Here is a 16,443-nt window from a genome sequence, read left to right on the forward strand (position 1 = left end):
ATCAACAGAGTCGATACAACGTCAAAGCTCTTCATACCTTCCACCCCCAGATGCCGGTCACCGACATGGCGAGAATAATCCCTATCGCCGCGCTGATGGTCAGCAGGGTCGCCGTGCCCCAGCGGGCCAGCCCCATGTTGAAGTAACCCTTCACCATGTCGGAGACCGCGTTGATGAGCGGAAAGCCCGGCACCAGCAGCAGTACGCTGGCCGCCATGGCGAGATAGGGCTGCGCCCCCCAGTTGAAGAAGGTGGCGCTGGAGGCGAGCAGGGTGGCGATGAAACCGGTGGCGGCAAAGTTGATGAGGGGACTGTGGTGATGGCGGGCAATCAGCTGGCGTACCCGCATGGCGACCGAGGCCGAGAAGCAGGTCACCAGGAAGATGGGCCAGTCGCCGCCAAACAGCAGGCTGAAGGCGCCGCAGGAGAGCCCCACCATGGGTACCACCAGCCAGGGATGATAGTGAAACGGCACTATGGCATCGAGCCGCTGACGCACTTCCCGTGCGCCGATCAGCTCCTTCTCCGCCATGATGCAGATGCGCTGGATCTCGCACACCACCTGCATGTTGATGCCATGCTCGCGCACCCGCCGGGTGGTGGTGACGCAACTGCCCTGATAGAGGCTGGTGAGCACGATGGCGCTGGAGGAGATGGCCATCTCGACGCTCTCCAGCCCGAGCGCCATGCCGAGCCGGACCGTGGTCTGCTCGATGATGCGACTCTCGGCGCCGAACTGGGCCAGCATCTGGCCCACCTTGACGATAATGCGGGTGATTTCCGTCTGCTGCTCCCGCGACAGCACCCGTCTTGGTGTGATACTTCTCATAATCCCTTCGAGTCGTAGCAAATTAAAAAAGTCTCGCCATATTAGCCTAACAATCGGCGCCATACATCTACACATATCACGCCAATAACCAAACTCAAATAAAATAAAAGGCGACACAAAAATACATCAAATGGATTACAAATCACGCCAAACTGTTCAACGTTCGTCAGCCGGCCTCACCCGGCAACGGCGCAGAATAACGGGGATATATTTCAACAATCACTCTGGAATAATATTATTTTTTCTTGCGGTAATAGTCGCTGAAATAGAGGACATTGTTCTCCTTATATTCCGGCAATGGTTCAGCATAATCAGGATCATTGAGATGAACCATTTCACAGCGCATGGAATAAAAGGAGTCGTGCATCATGGCGGCAATCCGGATGCAGCTGTCCAGATTGTTTTTGGCCAGCTGACGCTGACAGTCGATGCGAAATTGCAGGCCGCGCAGACGCATTTGCTGCTGCGGGCTGACCCGGTCGATCAGCCCTTCAATCTGCTGCTGCAGCAACTCGTCGAGCCGCTCGGGCTCCGCCACCGCCAACCGTTTCAAGGTATCAAAATCAGGCAACTCCATATGCCCTCCCGCGGCCAGCCGCTGCATGGTGATACTCAAACAACAACAATCGGTTCATATTTTCACCAATCGCATATGGAGTTATATAAGCCGAACCCCGCCACGGTTCAATCCGCCGGGCCCGCTTTCCCCTCCTCTTGCGCCAAAAGATGACGGCGCGGCGGGAACCCAGACGGGTTATTCGTTATGGATCAACCGATTATTCCTGAATATCGATGGCGAGTTCGTTTATACATTTTTGGCACGGCAATATGCCGATGTTATGTCTTATTGAAAGGAGGCTGCCAATATGGCTTTCCATTTGACGCTCGCCTTCGCGCCACCATCCGGCTGGTTTAACATATCTTGCTGATTATGTTATTTTATTTGCCACTTATAGCGGCAACCAAGAGCAGACCATGAGCAAGGCAAGAATCGGTATCGTCACCGTCAGCGATCGCGCCAGTGCAGGCATCTATGAAGACCTGTCCGGCAAGGCCATCATCGACACGCTGAACGCATATTTGACCTCGGCGTGGGAGCCCGTCTATCAGGTGATCCCCGATGAACAGGAGCAGATCGAAGCGACCCTGATCCGGCTGGCGGACCAGGAGCAGTGCAGCCTCATCGTCACCACCGGCGGCACCGGGCCGGCCAAGCGGGACGTCACCCCGGAGGCCACTGAAGCCGTGTGCGATCGCATGATGCCGGGCTTTGGCGAGCTGATGCGGGCCGAATCCCTCAAGTTCGTGCCGACCGCCATCCTGTCGCGCCAGACCGCCGGCCTGCGCGGCAGCTCGCTCATCGTCAACCTGCCGGGCAAACCCAAGTCGATCCGCGAGTGCCTGGATGCGGTCTTCCCCGCCATCCCCTACTGCATCGACCTGATGGAAGGCCCCTATCTCGAGTGCGACGAGACCGTCATCAAGCCGTTCCGTCCGAAGAAATAAGAGCTGGGCGGGGATTTGCCCCGCCCTTTGCTTATTTGCGGCCGTATACCTTGACCCCGGCCTTGCTCCCTTCCGAATTGCCGTACACCTCGATCCGCTTGATGCAGAGCCGGCTGCCGAGGGATTTCCACCCCGACTCCTGATCCTCTTTCAGATCCTTGTCGAAATAGAGGGTCTTGCTGCGATCGTTGCCATAAAACACCTTGACCCGCTCCAGGGTCAATTCCCGCCCTGCCTTGACCATGATCGATTTGGTCGGCCGGCAGGCGAGCATGGGAATGATGGCGGGGTGATCGCCGACCCCGAGCAGAATGGTCTTGCCCAGCCGAAATTCATCATCGGCCATGGCGGGGGCGGCCAGCGCCCACAACAAGCTGGATAACAGAACGCCCTGCAGGACACGCAGCCGCGCGGCGGCACAAGAAAAACCAGATAACAAAGACATGATGCCTCCCGAAAAAAACGGGGGGCATATTAATTCATCAAGGCTAAACCCAGGCTGTACCGGCGCCCTGCCAGGCAGGGCACCGATACTCAGGACCAGCGTTTGAAGATGAGGGAGGTGTTGATGCCGCCGAAGGCGAAGTTGTTGGACATCAGGTACTCCACCGCCAGCGTGCGGCCGCTGCCCACCACGTGATCGAGCGGGGCGCAGGCCGGGTCCGGCTCGGTCAGGTTGATGGTGGGGGCAAACCACCCCTCCTGCATCATCTCCAGCGCCAGCCAGGCCTCGATGGCGCCACAGGCCCCCAGGGTGTGGCCGAAGTAGCTCTTGAGCGACGAGATGGGGGTACGGTCGCCGAAGATGGCGGCGGTGGCGTGGCTCTCGGCGATGTCACCGCGCTCGGTGGCGGTGCCGTGGGCGCTGATGTAGCCGATGTCGGCGGCCGTGAGCCCGGCCTGGGCCAGCGCCATCTCCATGCAGAGCTGCATGGTCTCCTGCTGGGGCTGGGTCACGTGGGCCGCATCGCAGTTGGTGGCAAAGCCCACCAGCTCGGCGAGGATGGTGGCGCCGCGCGCCTGTGCATGCTCCAGCTCCTCCAGCACCAGGGTGCCGGCCCCCTCACCTATCACCAGCCCGTCCCGCTGCCGGTCAAACGGACGCGGCGCCAGCTCGGGGTTGTCGTTCATCTGGCTGGTGGCAAACAGGGTATCGAACACCACGGCCTCCGACGGGCAGAGCTCCTCCGCCCCGCCAGCCACCATCAGGGTCTGGTAGCCGTGCTTGATCGCCTCATAGGCATAACCTATGCCCTGGCTGCCGGAGGTGCAGGCGCTGGAGGTGGGAATGACCCGCCCGCGCAGGCCGAAGAACAGCCCGGTGTTGACCGCCGCCGTGTGGGGCATCATCTGCACATAGGTAGTGGCCGTGATGCTGGCGGTGCTCTTGTCGTTGAGCATGACCCCAAAGGCGCGGATGGGGTCCGTGCTGCCGGTGGAGGAGCCATAGGCGATGCCGGTGCGCCCGTCGGTGAGCGCCGGGTTGTCCAGCAGCCCTGCCTGCACCAGCGCCAGCTCGCTGGCGACGGTCGCCAGCTGGGAGACCCGCCCCATGGCGCGGGTCTTCTTGCGCGGATAGTGGGCCGGCAGCGTGAAGTCCGGAATGGGGGCCGCCAGCCGGGTGTTGAGGCCGTCGTAGATGGCCCACTCCGGCATGTTCACCACGGCGTTGCGCCCCGCCTGCAGGCGAGCCCGCACGCTCGGCCAATCCTGCCCGAAGGCGGTCACCCCGGCCATGCCGGTCACCACGACCCGCTTCATACCATGCCTCCGTTGATGGAGATGACCTGGCGCGTGACATAGCCGGCGATGTCGGACATCAGGTAGGAGACCAGCCCGGCCACCTCGTCGGCCTGCCCCATCCGCTTGAGCGGGATCAACTTCATCGCCTCCGCCTTCACCTCATCGTCCACCATGCCGGTGTCGATGAGGCCGGGGGCCACACAGTTCACCGTGATCTTGCGTTTGGCAAGCTCGAGGGCCAGCGCCTTGGTGGCGCCCATGATGCCCGCCTTGGCGGCGCTGTAGTTGACCTGGCCCCGGTTGCCCATCAGCCCGGACACCGAGGAGATGGTCACGATGCGCCCGCCCCGGCGCAGGCCGATCATCGGCATGATGCAGGGTTTGAGCAGGTTGTAGAAGCCGTCCAGGTTGGTGTGCAGCACCCCGTCCCACTCCTCGTCGGTGAGGGCGGGGAAGGCGCCGTCACGGATGATGCCGGCGTTGCAGACCACGCCGTAATAGGCGCCGTGCTCGGCCATGTCGGCCTCCAGCTGCGCGCGGCAACCCTGCCGATCGGCGATGTCGAACTGGAGCAGGCGCCCCTGCCCACCGGCCGCCTGCAGGCTGGCCAGGGTGGCTTCGGCCCCGGCCCGATCGCTGTGGTAGTGCACCACGATGGAAAAACCGTCGGCCGCCAGCTTGAGGGCGATGGCGCGGCCTATCCCCTTGCTGGCGCCCGTGACCAATACGCTAGAGATCATGAAGCTTCCTCAGGCTAACAAATCGGACAATTCGCCGGGGCTCGGCTGGTAGGTGGAGAGCCGCGCCTGGGCGCACTCCTCCCCGTCCAGCAGGATCCGGCAATCAAAACTGGCCATGCCGCCGTCTTGCAACAGGCAGCAAGCCTCGATGGTGAGCAGGCTGCCGGCCGCAAAGGCGGGGCACAGGCAGCGATACTTGCGACTGCCGAGCAGCATGCCGATGCGCACCGGCTCGCCGCGCAGACGCCCCTGCATGCCGGCCCAGGCGGCGATGGTCTGCGCCATCAGCTCGATGCCGACCCAGCCGGGCAGGTTGCCCTCACCATCCAGCAGCAGGGCATGGCGGGCACCGATGCGGGTCTCGCAGCGCGCCTGCTGGGCATCCACCGCGCAGAGCCTGTCCAGCAGCAGCATGGGGGCCTGGTGGGGCAGCAGGGTCTCGATGGCGGGCAGTGAACCTGGCTCATTCATGGTGGACGCTCCCAAGCAACAGGCTGACATTGTTGCCACCGAAGGCAAAGGAGTTGGAGAGCACCCGGGGCGCCGCGAGCGGCACCTCGCCGCTCACCAGCCGGATGGGCGCCAGCGCCGGATCCGTCGTCATCACCCGCTGGGACGGCAACGGCAGAGCGCGCTCCAGCAGCAGGCAGGCGAGCGCGGCTTCGATGGCCCCCGCCGCCCCCAGGGCATGACCGGTGAGCGGCTTGGTGGAGCTGCAGGGCACCTCGGCACCAAACAGCCGATGCACCGCCTGGCTCTCCATGGCGTCGTTGAGGCGGGTGGCGGTGCCATGCAGGTTGACGTAGCCCACCTGCGCCGGCGTCAGGCCCGCCTGGGCCAGCGCCATCTGCATCGCCGCCTCGGCGCCGATACCGTCTGGATGGGGCGCCGAGATATGCCAGGCATCGGAGGACTCCCCCGCTCCCAGCAGCGCCAGCGGCGCAGGCGTGTTACTCAGCAGAAACAGCGCCGCCCCCTCGCCGATGTTGATCCCCTGGCGCGCCTCATCAAACGGCTGGCAGCGCGCACAGCTGAGGGACTCCAGACTGTCAAAGCCGTTGAGGGTGAGCCCGCACAGGCTGTCGGCGCCGCCCACCAGCACGGCGTCCACCAGCCCGGCCGCCAGCAGTCGCTGGCCGCTGATGAAGGCGCGCGCGCTGGAGGAGCAGGCAGTTGAGATAGTCCAGGCTGGCCCGGTCAGGCCGAGGTGGCGGGCCAGAAATTCGGACGGCGAGCCCAGCTCCTGCTGGCGATAGTCAAAGGCTGGCAGCACGGCCTCCCCGCGCCGGGCGGCGGCCACCGCCAGCTCGGCCTCGCCGATCCCGGCGGTGCTGGTGCCAAGCACCAGCCCCACCCGTGCGGGGCCATGTGTCGCCAGCGCCTCGTCGAGGGCGGGCTGTACCTGGGCCAGCGCCGCCAGCAGCAGCTGGTTGTTGCGCGAGGCGTAGGGGGCCAGCGCCGCCGGTATGGCCGGCAACTCCCCCTCCACTCGTCCCACCGGGGTCTGACGGCCATCCAGCAGCGGCGCCCGGTGGCGATCCAGCGGGCTCACGCCCGACTGCTGCCAGGCCAGCAGCGCCTCGGCGCTGGCATCGCGCCCCGTCCCCAATGCCGAGACGAGGCCATAGGCGGCGATATAACAGCTCATTGGCTCAGGGTCTCTAGTTGCAAGCGGTAGTGGAATACGTGCTGCTGCAGGCCGACCGGCTCGCGCACACCGTCAACGTCGCGGTAGCGGATCTCGGTGACCAGGGCGCCGTCGGGGGCGCGCAGCCGGCGCAGCGGCCCTTCGTCGCGCAGCGTCCAGCCCGGTGGCAGCTGCGACTGCCAGCTGGCGAGCGGCCAGTAGCAGAGCATCACGTCCGCCAGCACCTGACTCACCGGCGGCATGCCGGTGCTGAGCAGCGGGCTGAGCTGGCGGGTGGAGATCCCCTGCTGGTCATAGCGCACCAGAAACAGCCGCACCCCGCTCGGGGTCAGCCCCACCAGGGTCAGCTGGCGGCCGTCGGCCTCCAGCACCGTCATCAGCTGGTGAGTGCTCTCCCCCACGCTGGCGGTCAGCAGCTGCTGGCGATAGAAGGGGGCAGCCAACACGGGGGCCGGCAGCGTCATGACGGTCCCCTTGTCGAGATAGGCGGTGGGGGTCGGCTGGCTGCTGCAACCAGCCAGCAAGAGAATGATAAAGGCGAACAGTGGTCTCATGGTTGCTCCTGCTCTCGGTGGCCCCGCACCGGCGGGGTGCATGCCGGCTTGTTCAATCCCTGTTTATCCAGCACCAGAGGCGACAACAGGAAGGCGGTAAAGATACCGCCGCTCAGCACCAGACCAAAGCCCGCGATGGCAGAGGTGTGGCTCAGCGCCAACAAACCGAACGAGAGCTGGGTGGTCAGGTTGGCTAGCAGGATGGCGAACATGGTCGAACGCTGGCGCAGGGGATCCCCGCCGCTGTAGGCAAAAAACAGGCTGTAGTCGATGCCGATGCCGAAGATGAGGCTCATGGCCAGCACCCCAAACAGGGTGAGTGGCTGGCCGCAGGCAGCCAGCAGGGCCAGCCCAGACCCCAGCGAAAACCCGCTGATCAGCAGGATCCGCCCCCCCTTGCGCCAGCCGAAGCGGGCCCACAGCAGCCCCCCCACCAGGGCGATCGCCACCAGCAGCAGTTCGGTTAGCTTGACCCGGTAGTGGGCGAACAGCTGGCTCCACTGATTGCGCGGATCCTGCCAGAACACCCCCTCCTGCCCCTCGGCCAGGGCCGCCACGGCGACTGCATCCGTCACGCCATTGACCGGCAGCCAGAGCGCCACCCGGCCATCGGCCATGGTATGCCACAGCAGCCGGCTGCCCTCGCTGACCGGGCTGGCCAGCCACTGCTGCGGGGTCAGCGGGTGCCAGGGGCGAGGCTCGGCCTTGACCGGCACCCCGGCCTGGTTGAGCCGCCTCACCACCTCCGGCAACAGGCCCGTGAGGGCGGCGTGATCCGCCTGCTGGCGTGCCAGCGAGGGTAGCCACTGGGCCAGTGACACGAAGCCCGTCAGCTGACCCTCGGCCTTGGCCTCGGCCAGTTTGCGGCTCATGGCCTCGAGCCGCTGCAACGCCGTTTCACCATCGGCCGCCGTCACCAGGAAGCCGGTCATGCCCCCTGCTGGCCGGTGAGGCGCTGGATCTGCCGCTCCTGGGCCTGCAGCTCGACGGGCAGCGGTTGCAGGCGGGCGATGTCGTCATCGACGGCCAGCCGGCTCAAGCCCGCCCCGATCAGGGTCAGCCAGAGCAGGGGCACGCCCCAGCGCAAGAGACGCCACTCGCGCCACCATGTGAGCCAGAGCGCCATCGGCACCAGCACGCGCGCCTCCCGCTGGGGCAACTCCCCGAGCCAGAGCGGGTACAGGCAGAGCACGGTAATGAATGACGCCGTCAGCCCCACCAGGGCGCACAGTGCCATCTGCTGCAGGCCGGGGAACGGCGCCAGCCAGAGCAGGCCATAGCCGACCAAAGTAGCGAACAGCGCCATCGACAGGCTGGGCAGCAGGCGGGCACGGGTCTGATGCGGGCTCTCCTGCCGGCCATGCAGGCGCCGCTCGGTCAGGAAGTGGATCCCGTAATCTATGATGCCGACCAGGCTGGAGCTGATCACCAGGGTGAACATGTGCACCTCGCCAAACCACAGCAACACCGCCAATACCCCCCAGGCGAGGCCGACGGCGATGGGCAGCAGGGAGATCCAGAGCGCCCGCAACGAGCGAAACGCCAGCCACATCAGCAGCAAGACCCCGACCGTGGAGCCGAGCCCTATGGTGGAGATGTCCTGCTGGGCCAGCTCGCTGGCATGCTGGCTGTAGAAGAGGGTGCCACGGCGCAGCAGCTCCACGCCCGGAAACTCGGCCTTGAGGTGTTGCTCCGCCTCGTTGAGCCGGGTCAGCAGCTCGCTGTTGCGGGCAAGATCGAAGGCCGACAAGTCCAGCTCGGCGCGCAGCAGGTACCACTGCCGCCCGGCCTCGTCCCGGCTGATCAGCCAGCCGTGGTCGAGGCGCAGGGGGCTGGCCATCTGTCCCTGCACCGCGGCCCGGGTCAGCAGCAGGGGATCGGCCTGCCACTCGGTGCGGGAGACGCCGCCAAAGGGGCTGTAGATCTGGCCGAGTACCCACTGGCTCCAGACCTCTGGCCCCGCGGCCAGCCGCGCCCGGCTGCCCTCGTCGAGGCGCTGCCAGCCATAGTCATAGATGAAGCCTTGCCAGGCGGAGGCCAGCTCCGGCTGGGCGGCACGCACCGCGCTGAGCTCGGGCAGGGCCTTCAGGGTCTTTGCCCACGCCTGCGCCGCAGCCAGCCCATCCTGCCCCGCCGGCAGGCTCAGCATCCAGACAAGCTGCCTGTCGACCTGGCGCAACAAGCCCTCACGCAGGGCGGGATCCAGCGCGGATCGCTCCTCGTGGGGCAGCAGATCCATCAGGCTGGTGTTGATCCGGCTGTGGGAGAGTTGCCAGCCGAGCAGCGCCAGCGCCAGCGCGCTGAGCAGCAGCCAGAGCCAGGAGAGCCAGCGCCAGGTGGTTTCAGCTTGCAGCAAGAGGGGCTCTCCTCGTCCCGGCGGGGGCGCCGCGCTGGCGCGTCATCGTGCTAGTGGGCAGCAAAACGGGCCTGCTCCTCAGGGGTCAGCGGCAGGGCGCGATCCCGCCAGGCGGTGAAGCGGATGCGGGTGCTGTCACCCTGCTTGTCGGCGATAAGCAGCTGATCCAGCTGCCCCTGTCCGCTCAGGGTGAGGCTGGCAAACACCTTGTCGAGCGGTGCCAGGGTCGGCACCAGCACCAGCTGCCAGCCCGCCTCCGTGCTGTGAAAGTCGATGCTGAAGTAGCGGCTCAGAGTAGCCTCGTCCGAGCCGAACAGCGCCAGCAGCATCTGGCTGAACTCCAGCAGCTGGGGGTTGTCGATGACGGTGGCGGGCTGGCCCGCCATCTGCTGCACCATGCGGGTGGGCGTCAGGACAAGGGTCAGCGGAAAGGGTTTCTGCTGCTGCCACCAGAGCCCCTGATCGCGCACCAGCAGCAGCTCGCCGGAAGCGTTGAGCGGCTGGCTCAACCCCGCCACCTGCTTCTCCTGCTCGAAACGGGCCTGCTTGGCCTGGCTCAGGGCGAGCAGCTGCTGCACCTCGGCCCGGCTCAGGGGCGCCGCCTGCAGCGGCCATGTCAGCAGCAGGAGCAGACCGGCCAGCAGCGGCCTTGTCAGCCGGCTCATTGGCTCACCCCCAGCTTGTCCAGCAGCACCTGGGGCGAGGCCAGGCACATCTCACCGCTCGCCTTGCTCACCGCCACCTGGATGCTGTAACCCTTGCTGGTGCGGGTGCCGCTCGCGGCGTCGCTCAGCAGGTAGTCGATCTTCAGGCGGTTCTGGTACTCGGTCAGGGTGGCGCGCACCCGCACTCGCTGGCCGAAGCGCAGCGGCGCCAGGTACTTCATCCGGGTATCGATGATGGGCCAGAGGTAGCCGGAGGCCTCCATCTGCGGGTAGTTGTAGTCGATGAGGTCGAGCAGGGCACAGCGGGCCAGCTCGATGTAGCGAAAGTAGTGGCCGTGCCAGGCAACCGCCATCATGTCCACGTCGTGGAATGGGATGGTCACTTCGATCTCGGCGCTGATCTGCCAGGGTTCATTCTGCATGGTTGTTCTCACAAGTGGTCTCCCCGCCAGCGCGACACAGCCACCCAGTCCACGTCGTGGAACGGGATGGTCACCTCGATCTCGGCACTGATCTGCCAGGGTTCATTCTGCATGGCTTGTCTCATCAATAGTGATCTTGTCTCAGTTCCGGTTCGGACCATAAAGGGGATAGTGGCGCTGACGAATGCGGGCGATCAGCGCCCTCAGTTCGGGCTCGAGCCCTCGATCTTCCAGCAGCGGGGCAAACTCGGCCCGCACCTGCGCGACCATGGCGGCCAGCGCAGTGCCGAGCGGACGGGTGAAGGGGGTGGGCCGGGCCAGGCGCAGCTCCACACCCTGCACCGCCGCCAGCAGGCAGGCGGCCGCCACCTGTTCGGTCAGGGTCAGCACCCGCAGCGCATCACGCGCCGCTATGGTGCCCATGCTCACCTTGTCCTGATTGTGGCACTCGGTGGAGCGGGAGAAGACGCTGGCAGGCATGGTCTGCTTGAGCGCCTCCGCGGTCCAGGCCGAGACACCGATCTGCACCGCCTTGAAGCCGTGGTTGATCATCTGCCGCTCCTGTGGCGCGCCGGAGAGGTTGCTCGGCAGGCCACCGTTGAACTTGCTGTCCACCAGCTGGGCCAGCTGGCGATCCAGCAGATCGGCCAGGTTGGCGACGGCCGCCTTCATGCTGTCCATCGCCATGGCGATGTGGCCGCCGTAGAAGTGGCCGCCGTGCATCACGTGCTCCTCCTCACCGTCGATCAGCGGGTTGTCGTTGGCGCTGTTGAGCTCGTTCTCGATGAGCTGGCGCCACCAGGGCAGGCTGTCGGCCACCACCCCGATGACATGGGGGGCGCAGCGCAACGAGTATCTGTCCTGCAGCCGATCGCTGTGGCGCGGCAGCTCGCCGGCCACCAGGTCTTCTCTCAGCCAGGCCGCGATACCCTGCATGCCGGGGTGCGGCTTGGCGGCAAACAGCCGCTCGTCAAAGTGGAAGGCGTTGCCCCCCATGGCGACGCTCACCAGGGCGGTGATCCGGGTCGCCAGCCGCATCAGGTAGTCGGTGCGGGCGTAGGCGAGACAGGCCAGTGCCGTCATCACCGAGGTGCCGTTCATCAGCGCCAACCCTTCTTTCGGCCGCAGGGTCAGGGGGGTGACCCCCAGCTCCCGATAGACCTCGGCGGCGGGGCGCAGCACACCATCATGATGAAGCTCACGCTCCCCCACCAGCACGGCGGCCACGTAGGAGAGCGGGGTGAGATCGCCACTGGCGCCCACCGACCCCTCTTCGGGAATGCGCGGCACCAGATCCTGCTCCAGCAGCCAGCAGAGCCGCTCGAGCAAGGCCGGGCTGACCCCGGAGACCCCCTGCGCCAGCGAGCAGAGCCGGGTTGCCAGCACGGCGCGGGCGGCATCCAGTTCGAGATCCGCTCCCAGCCCGCAGCCGTGAAAGCGGGTCAGGTGCAGCGGCAGCTCGGGCACCAGCTCGGTTGGCACCGGCCGGGTCACCGAATCGCCATAGCCTGTGGTCACCCCGTAGATCACCCCCTCTTCGGCCAGCAGCCGGTCGAGAAAGTCGGCGCCCCGCTGGATGCGGGCCATGAAGGCGGGATCCGGATTCAGTGCGGGGGTGGCGCGCCCTTCGGCCAGCGCCACCACGTCCTCTATGGTCAGCGGCTCGGCGCCGAAGGTGACCCGTCTCATCTCACTCTTGTTCATCGGTCAGCTGCCAGAAATCAAAAAAGTTGAACCAGTCCAGCGGGGCCTGCAGGCAGTGATGCTGCAGGCGATCGGCATAGGCCTGCACCCGGGACGCAAGAATCTGTTGGCGCCCCTGCCGTGGCAGGGGTTGGCCGTCGGCAAAGGGCTCGAAATGCACCCGAAAGCGGCCCTGCTCCTTGAGGCCGAACATCAGGTAGACCGGGCAGCCCAGCACGCTGCTGAGCACGAAGGGCCCGAGCGGAAAAGGCGCCGGTGCGCCGAGAAAGTCGGCCCAGATCACCCGCTTCTCCCGGGTCACCGAGGTGCGATCGCCGACGATCACCACCCACTCCCCCCGCTCCAACTTCTCCTTGAGCAGGATGGCGGTATCGGCCCCCAGCTCCTGCACCTGGATGAGATTGAGGTGCGAATCCGGGTTGATCTGTTTGAGCAATGCGTTGAAGCGGACCGCATGGCGGGTGAACACCAGCGCATTGATGCGCAGCCCCTGCTTGCGGCTGCCCAGGGCGCGGCACAGCTCGAGATCGCCGAGGTGGGAGCCCAGCAGCAGCACGCCCTGACCGCTGTTGATGGCGGCCTGGTAGTGCTCCGCTCCCACCAGTTCCACCTCTTGCTCGGTGATGTCGCCGCGCCAGCCCGCCAACTTGTCGAGCGCCGCCTCGCCAAAGCGCAGGAAGTGGCGAAAGCTCGATCTCGGCTCGGCGGGCAGCGCCACACCGCTCGCATTGGCGAAGGACTCGAGGCGGGTCAGATAGGCTTGGGATGCCTGGCGCTGGGCGCGACCAGTCAGCCAGAAGTAGCCGATGACCGGGTAGAGCAGCAGGGAGAAGCCACGCCGCCCCAGCAGGCGATAGCTGGTCAGCATGATCTGCATGCCGAGCAGGGATCCTCGCTCCGGGGTGCGTGACCAGTGGGTGCGCCGCTCGCGCCACAGCTGCGCCGCCCTGGCGCCGAGGCGGCGGGGCCAGCGGCCGAGGCGCAGCAGCTGATCCCACAGCAGGCGGCACACCAGCCGGGTGTGCATCCAGGAGATGTCGCGGTTGTCGCGCCAGAGCTGGAAGTGGGAGCTGCCATCGGCGGGATAGATGACCCGGGTCGGCACGAAGCGCACAGCCACCCCGGCCCAGTAGAGGCGCACCATCACCTCGGTGTCAAAATCCATCCGCCGGCCGAGCGCCACCCGTTCGAGCAGCGCGCAGGTGACCGCCAGCGGATAGACCCGAAAGCCGCACATGCTGTCCTTGATGGCGAACGACAGCGTCTCGATCCAGACCCAGACATGGGTGATGTAGCGGCCGTAGAGGCGCCCCTTGGGCACGGAATCATCATAGAGCGGACGGCCGGAGACAAGCGCCGCCGGGTGCTTGTCCGCCTCGGCCAGCAGGGCCGGAATGTCCGCCAGATCGTGCTGGCCGTCGGCATCCACCTGCAGGGCGTGGCTGAAGCCGAGTTCATGGGCGCGGCGCAGCCCCGTCATCACGGCGCCCCCCTTGCCCTGGTTGTGGGGGTGGCGCAGCAGGGTGACCCAGGGGTAACGCGCGGCCAGCGCAGCCAGCTCGGCGGCGGCGACGGGCTCGCTGCCATCGTCGATCAGCAGGCAGGGCAGCCCGTATTCGGCCAGCCGTGCCAGCACGGCGGCCAGCGGGCCGGCGTGGTTGTAACAGGGGATGAGAATGCAGGGCGTCATGGGATCAGCCGCACCCGTCCGCTGCTCGCCGGCTCATCGCCGAGCAGATAGTGGAAGAGGAGCTGGCCCTTGTCCGCCTGCCACTGCAAACGCAGGCTGCACTCGGCCCCGGGGCGCAGGGGGCGCTGGAACTTGAGCTGATCCACCCCGTGAAACGGCTGCGCCAGCTTGAGCAGGCTGGCGGCATAGTGCATCACCCAGTGGATCTGGGTCACCCCGGGCAGCAGGGGCGCACCGGGAAAATGGCCCGCAAACCAGGGCAAATCGGGATCGAGCCGCAGTTGCAGGCACACCCCGTCGGCCAGCGTCTCGCAGGCCAGCACGGTGGGCAAGGTGTTCGCTGGCAGAGAGTCAACCGAGAGGCGCATCGAACAGCTCCTTGAGTTGTGGCCAGGGGCGCTTGCCCTGGGCGTTGACGGGCATCTGCTCGACCCGGCGCACGCTGCGCGGCAGGGCGACCGGCTCGAGCCAGGGACGCAGCTGCTGGCGCAGGGCCAGCAGGAAACGCCCGGGCCCCAGCTCGGCCCAGCGGGCGGCGCCCAATTCGCTTAGCACCAGCACGGCGCCGAGGATCTGGCGCTGGCCCTGCTGCAGCGGCAGCACGGCGGCCGATTCCACCTCCGCCAGCCCCTGCAGGCGCGCCTCCACCTCGTCGAGGGAGATGCGCTTCTCCTCCAGCTTGACCACCCGATCCTGGCGGCCCAGCAGCTCGAAGCCCTCCTCGTGCAAGGCGATGCGATCGGCGCAGGCCAGCCACTCCGCCGTCGGCAGGAAGGGGGAGCGCAGCAGCAGGCCCTGCTCCGGGCCGACCCGTACCTCGACCCCGGGCAGCGCCGTCCAGGGAGTCTGTACCTGGTGGCGCTGGCGCCAGCCGATGCCGCCGGTCTCGCTGCTGCCGAAGATCTCCACCGGCAGCTGACCGAACAGCTGTCTGGCCTGCTGGGCATCGCCCGGCTGCAGGGGACCGCCGGAGGAGACGATCAGCCGGCAGCCGGCGGCAGGAATGGCCGGATCGAGCCGGCTCAGAAACGCAGGAGAGGCGATCAGGCACCAGGGGGCCGTTTGCAGCGCCAGCTGCTCCGGGTAGTCGATGCTGCGGCGATCAAAGGGGATACCGAGGCCAAGCGGCAACAGAATGCGAAACAGCAGGCCGTAGATGTGCTGGTGACTGACGCTGGCCAGCACCCGGGTGCCCGCCAGCCGCTCGCCCCACAGCGCCATCTGCACCCGCAACTCCGCCTCCAGCTGGGGCCAGGCCTTGGGGATCGCCTTGGGCTCGCCGGTGGAGCCGGAGCTGAACAGGGTGAGATCGAGACGCTCGGGCGGCAGGGTTGCGCCGTCTGCCTCCCGCTCCTCATCCACCGCCAGCAGCGGCAGCCTGAGCTGCGCCGCCGTGAGCGCCGTCCCCGGCAGCTCGCCGTCGGTGAGCAGGCCGTCGAACTGGCTCTGCAGCGCCTGCAGACCGGCCAGCCGCTGATGACCCGGCAGGATGGCCCGGTGCCCGCCGAGGGCGCAGGCGAGCAGCGCCTGGGCAAACAGCAGGCTGTCATCGAAACAGAGCGCCCAGCGCATGCCCGGCCGATCTGAGCCGGCCAGACGGGCCATGGCCCGCGCCAGCTGCAGGCTGCCACGGCGCAGCTCGGCCAGGGTCACCTCGCCATCCGGGCCGAACGCCACCACGCGCTCGCCGTCCCGCTGCCAGATAGTTTGCAGCAGGGTCATGGGGCCAGCCTCTTGAGCAGGCGGCGGCGCACCAGATACTCAGCGCCCATCAGGCCGCCCATCAGGGCGTAGCTGATGAGACCGTTGTAGAGGCTCCAGAGCGCCAGATCCCCGTGCCAAATGGTGAAGGCTGCCAGCGCGCCGTTGATGACGAAGAAGCCGCACCAGACCTGGGTCACCCGCCGGGTGTAGCCGATGGCGGCCGGCGGCAAAGCGGGATCCTGCAGGCGGGCCAGCCGCTCCACCAGGCTCATGGGACGGGTCAGGCTCCAGCCGAACAGGCAGAGCAGCGCCAGGCTCACCGCCAGCGGATAGTAGAGCAGCCAGTGCCGGGCGCTGAACAGGGCCGACAGCAGGGTCAGCCCCAAGCCGATGCAGGCCAGCAGGCGGCCCAGCCAGAGCCATTCCGGCAAGGGGCCGAGCCGGACCCGCCCCTTGAGCAGGCCGGGCAAGAGTCGCAGCGAGAAGATGAGCAGCAGACCGAGCAGCAGCGGGGTCTGACCGGCGTGGGTCAACCCCCAGTAGACCGCCAGCGGGTAGAGCAGCAGGGCACCACCGGCCAGCCAGGAGAGCCAGGAGAGCCAGCGCATCATGGCAGGGCGTGCACCGGCATCAGGCGTCGGCCAGCAGACGCTCGACCGCATCCACCACGTCATTGACGCTGCGCACCGACTTGAACTCTTCCGGCTTGATCTTCTTGCCGGTCAACTTCTGCAGGTGCACCACCAGATCGATGGCGTCGATGCTGTCGAGCTCGAGATCCTGATAAAGACGGGCCTCGGGGGTGATGGCCTCTTCGTCGACCTCGAACAGCTCGACGAGGGCAGCCTTGATCTGGGCAAAGATGTCGTCACGGGTCATGGC

The 16,443-nt window shown here is 66.6% G+C and carries 17 protein-coding genes and 1 pseudogene; 1 reads left to right on the plus strand and 17 read right to left on the minus strand.

The window, feature by feature from the left end; translation table 11 throughout:
- Positions 1–31: 31 nt before the first annotated feature.
- Positions 32–829 (minus strand): threonine/serine exporter family protein, encoded by a 798-nt coding sequence (locus tag E5E97_RS22635; RefSeq protein WP_011707144.1) that lies wholly within the window; start codon positions 827–829, stop codon positions 32–34.
- Positions 830–1,064: 235 nt separating this feature from the next.
- Entirely contained in the window at positions 1,065–1,406 is a 342-nt protein-coding gene (locus E5E97_RS22640; RefSeq protein ID WP_017409336.1) for a DUF3135 domain-containing protein, read from the minus strand.
- A 398-nt stretch (positions 1,407–1,804) separates the two neighbouring features.
- Here E5E97_RS22640 and mog point away from each other — a divergent pair, with 398 nt between their 5' ends.
- Positions 1,805–2,335 carry a molybdopterin adenylyltransferase gene (mog, locus tag E5E97_RS22645; RefSeq protein WP_016351777.1) on the plus strand — a complete coding sequence of 177 codons (531 nt, stop codon included), beginning with the start codon at positions 1,805–1,807 and terminating at the stop codon, positions 2,333–2,335.
- 31 nt (positions 2,336–2,366) lie between these two features.
- Here mog and E5E97_RS22650 read toward each other — a convergent pair whose 3' ends face one another.
- The 15 genes and pseudogenes from E5E97_RS22650 to E5E97_RS22720 all read right to left on the minus strand — a co-directional run bounded on the left by E5E97_RS22650 (position 2,367) and on the right by E5E97_RS22720 (position 16,440).
- Entirely contained in the window at positions 2,367–2,705 is a 339-nt protein-coding gene (locus tag E5E97_RS22650) for a DUF2541 family protein (protein WP_017409337.1), read from the minus strand.
- A gap of 164 nt (positions 2,706–2,869) precedes the next feature.
- Positions 2,870–4,096, minus strand: coding sequence for a beta-ketoacyl-ACP synthase (locus tag E5E97_RS22655; RefSeq protein ID WP_171281146.1), 1,227 nt, complete (start codon positions 4,094–4,096; stop codon positions 2,870–2,872).
- Positions 4,093–4,818, minus strand: coding sequence for a 3-ketoacyl-ACP reductase FabG2 (locus E5E97_RS22660; protein ID WP_103828082.1), 726 nt, complete (start codon positions 4,816–4,818; stop codon positions 4,093–4,095). The genes E5E97_RS22655 and E5E97_RS22660 overlap by 4 nt, the downstream gene beginning before the upstream one ends.
- Positions 4,819–4,827: 9 nt before the next feature.
- Entirely contained in the window at positions 4,828–5,289 is a 462-nt protein-coding gene (locus E5E97_RS22665; protein WP_171281147.1) for a hotdog family protein, read from the minus strand.
- The gene (locus tag E5E97_RS22670; RefSeq protein ID WP_171281148.1) at positions 5,282–6,466 is read right to left on the minus strand and encodes a beta-ketoacyl-[acyl-carrier-protein] synthase family protein; all 1,185 of its coding nucleotides are present in this window, start codon (positions 6,464–6,466) and stop codon (positions 5,282–5,284) included. The genes E5E97_RS22665 and E5E97_RS22670 overlap by 8 nt, the downstream gene beginning before the upstream one ends.
- Positions 6,463–7,020 carry a DUF3261 domain-containing protein gene (locus E5E97_RS22675; RefSeq protein ID WP_171281149.1) on the minus strand — a complete coding sequence of 186 codons (558 nt, stop codon included), beginning with the start codon at positions 7,018–7,020 and terminating at the stop codon, positions 6,463–6,465. The genes E5E97_RS22670 and E5E97_RS22675 overlap by 4 nt, the downstream gene beginning before the upstream one ends.
- Positions 7,017–9,376 (minus strand): annotated as a pseudogene (locus E5E97_RS23795) (MMPL family transporter). The gene E5E97_RS22675 and the pseudogene E5E97_RS23795 overlap by 4 nt, the downstream one beginning before the upstream one ends.
- Positions 9,377–9,426: 50 nt before the next feature.
- Positions 9,427–10,041, minus strand: a complete 615-nt coding sequence (locus E5E97_RS22685) for an outer membrane lipoprotein carrier protein LolA (protein WP_171281150.1) — start codon at positions 10,039–10,041, stop codon at positions 9,427–9,429.
- The gene (locus E5E97_RS22690) at positions 10,038–10,463 is read right to left on the minus strand and encodes a thioesterase family protein (RefSeq protein WP_011707154.1); all 426 of its coding nucleotides are present in this window, start codon (positions 10,461–10,463) and stop codon (positions 10,038–10,040) included. Before E5E97_RS22690 ends, E5E97_RS22685 begins: the two co-directional genes overlap by 4 nt.
- A 141-nt stretch (positions 10,464–10,604) precedes the next feature.
- Positions 10,605–12,167 carry a histidine ammonia-lyase gene (gene hutH / locus E5E97_RS22695; RefSeq protein WP_171281151.1) on the minus strand — a complete coding sequence of 521 codons (1,563 nt, stop codon included), beginning with the start codon at positions 12,165–12,167 and terminating at the stop codon, positions 10,605–10,607.
- Positions 12,154–13,857, minus strand: coding sequence for a glycosyltransferase (locus tag E5E97_RS22700; protein ID WP_171281152.1), 1,704 nt, complete (start codon positions 13,855–13,857; stop codon positions 12,154–12,156). The genes hutH and E5E97_RS22700 overlap by 14 nt, the downstream gene beginning before the upstream one ends.
- Positions 13,854–14,225, minus strand: a complete 372-nt coding sequence (locus tag E5E97_RS22705) for a hydroxymyristoyl-ACP dehydratase (RefSeq protein ID WP_171281153.1) — start codon at positions 14,223–14,225, stop codon at positions 13,854–13,856. The genes E5E97_RS22700 and E5E97_RS22705 overlap by 4 nt, the downstream gene beginning before the upstream one ends.
- Positions 14,209–15,579, minus strand: a complete 1,371-nt coding sequence (locus E5E97_RS22710; RefSeq protein ID WP_171281154.1) for an AMP-binding protein — start codon at positions 15,577–15,579, stop codon at positions 14,209–14,211. Before E5E97_RS22710 ends, E5E97_RS22705 begins: the two co-directional genes overlap by 17 nt.
- Positions 15,576–16,223, minus strand: coding sequence for a hypothetical protein (locus E5E97_RS22715; protein ID WP_253265127.1), 648 nt, complete (start codon positions 16,221–16,223; stop codon positions 15,576–15,578). Before E5E97_RS22715 ends, E5E97_RS22710 begins: the two co-directional genes overlap by 4 nt.
- Complete coding sequence (locus E5E97_RS22720; RefSeq protein WP_011707160.1) at positions 16,192–16,440, minus strand: acyl carrier protein; 249 nt, start codon at positions 16,438–16,440, stop codon at positions 16,192–16,194. The genes E5E97_RS22715 and E5E97_RS22720 overlap by 32 nt, the downstream gene beginning before the upstream one ends.
- Positions 16,441–16,443 lie beyond the last annotated feature (3 nt).

Origin of the sequence: Aeromonas sp. 2692-1 (genome assembly GCF_013085505.1) — a bacterium.
Lineage (GTDB): Bacteria > Pseudomonadota > Gammaproteobacteria > Enterobacterales > Aeromonadaceae > Aeromonas > Aeromonas hydrophila.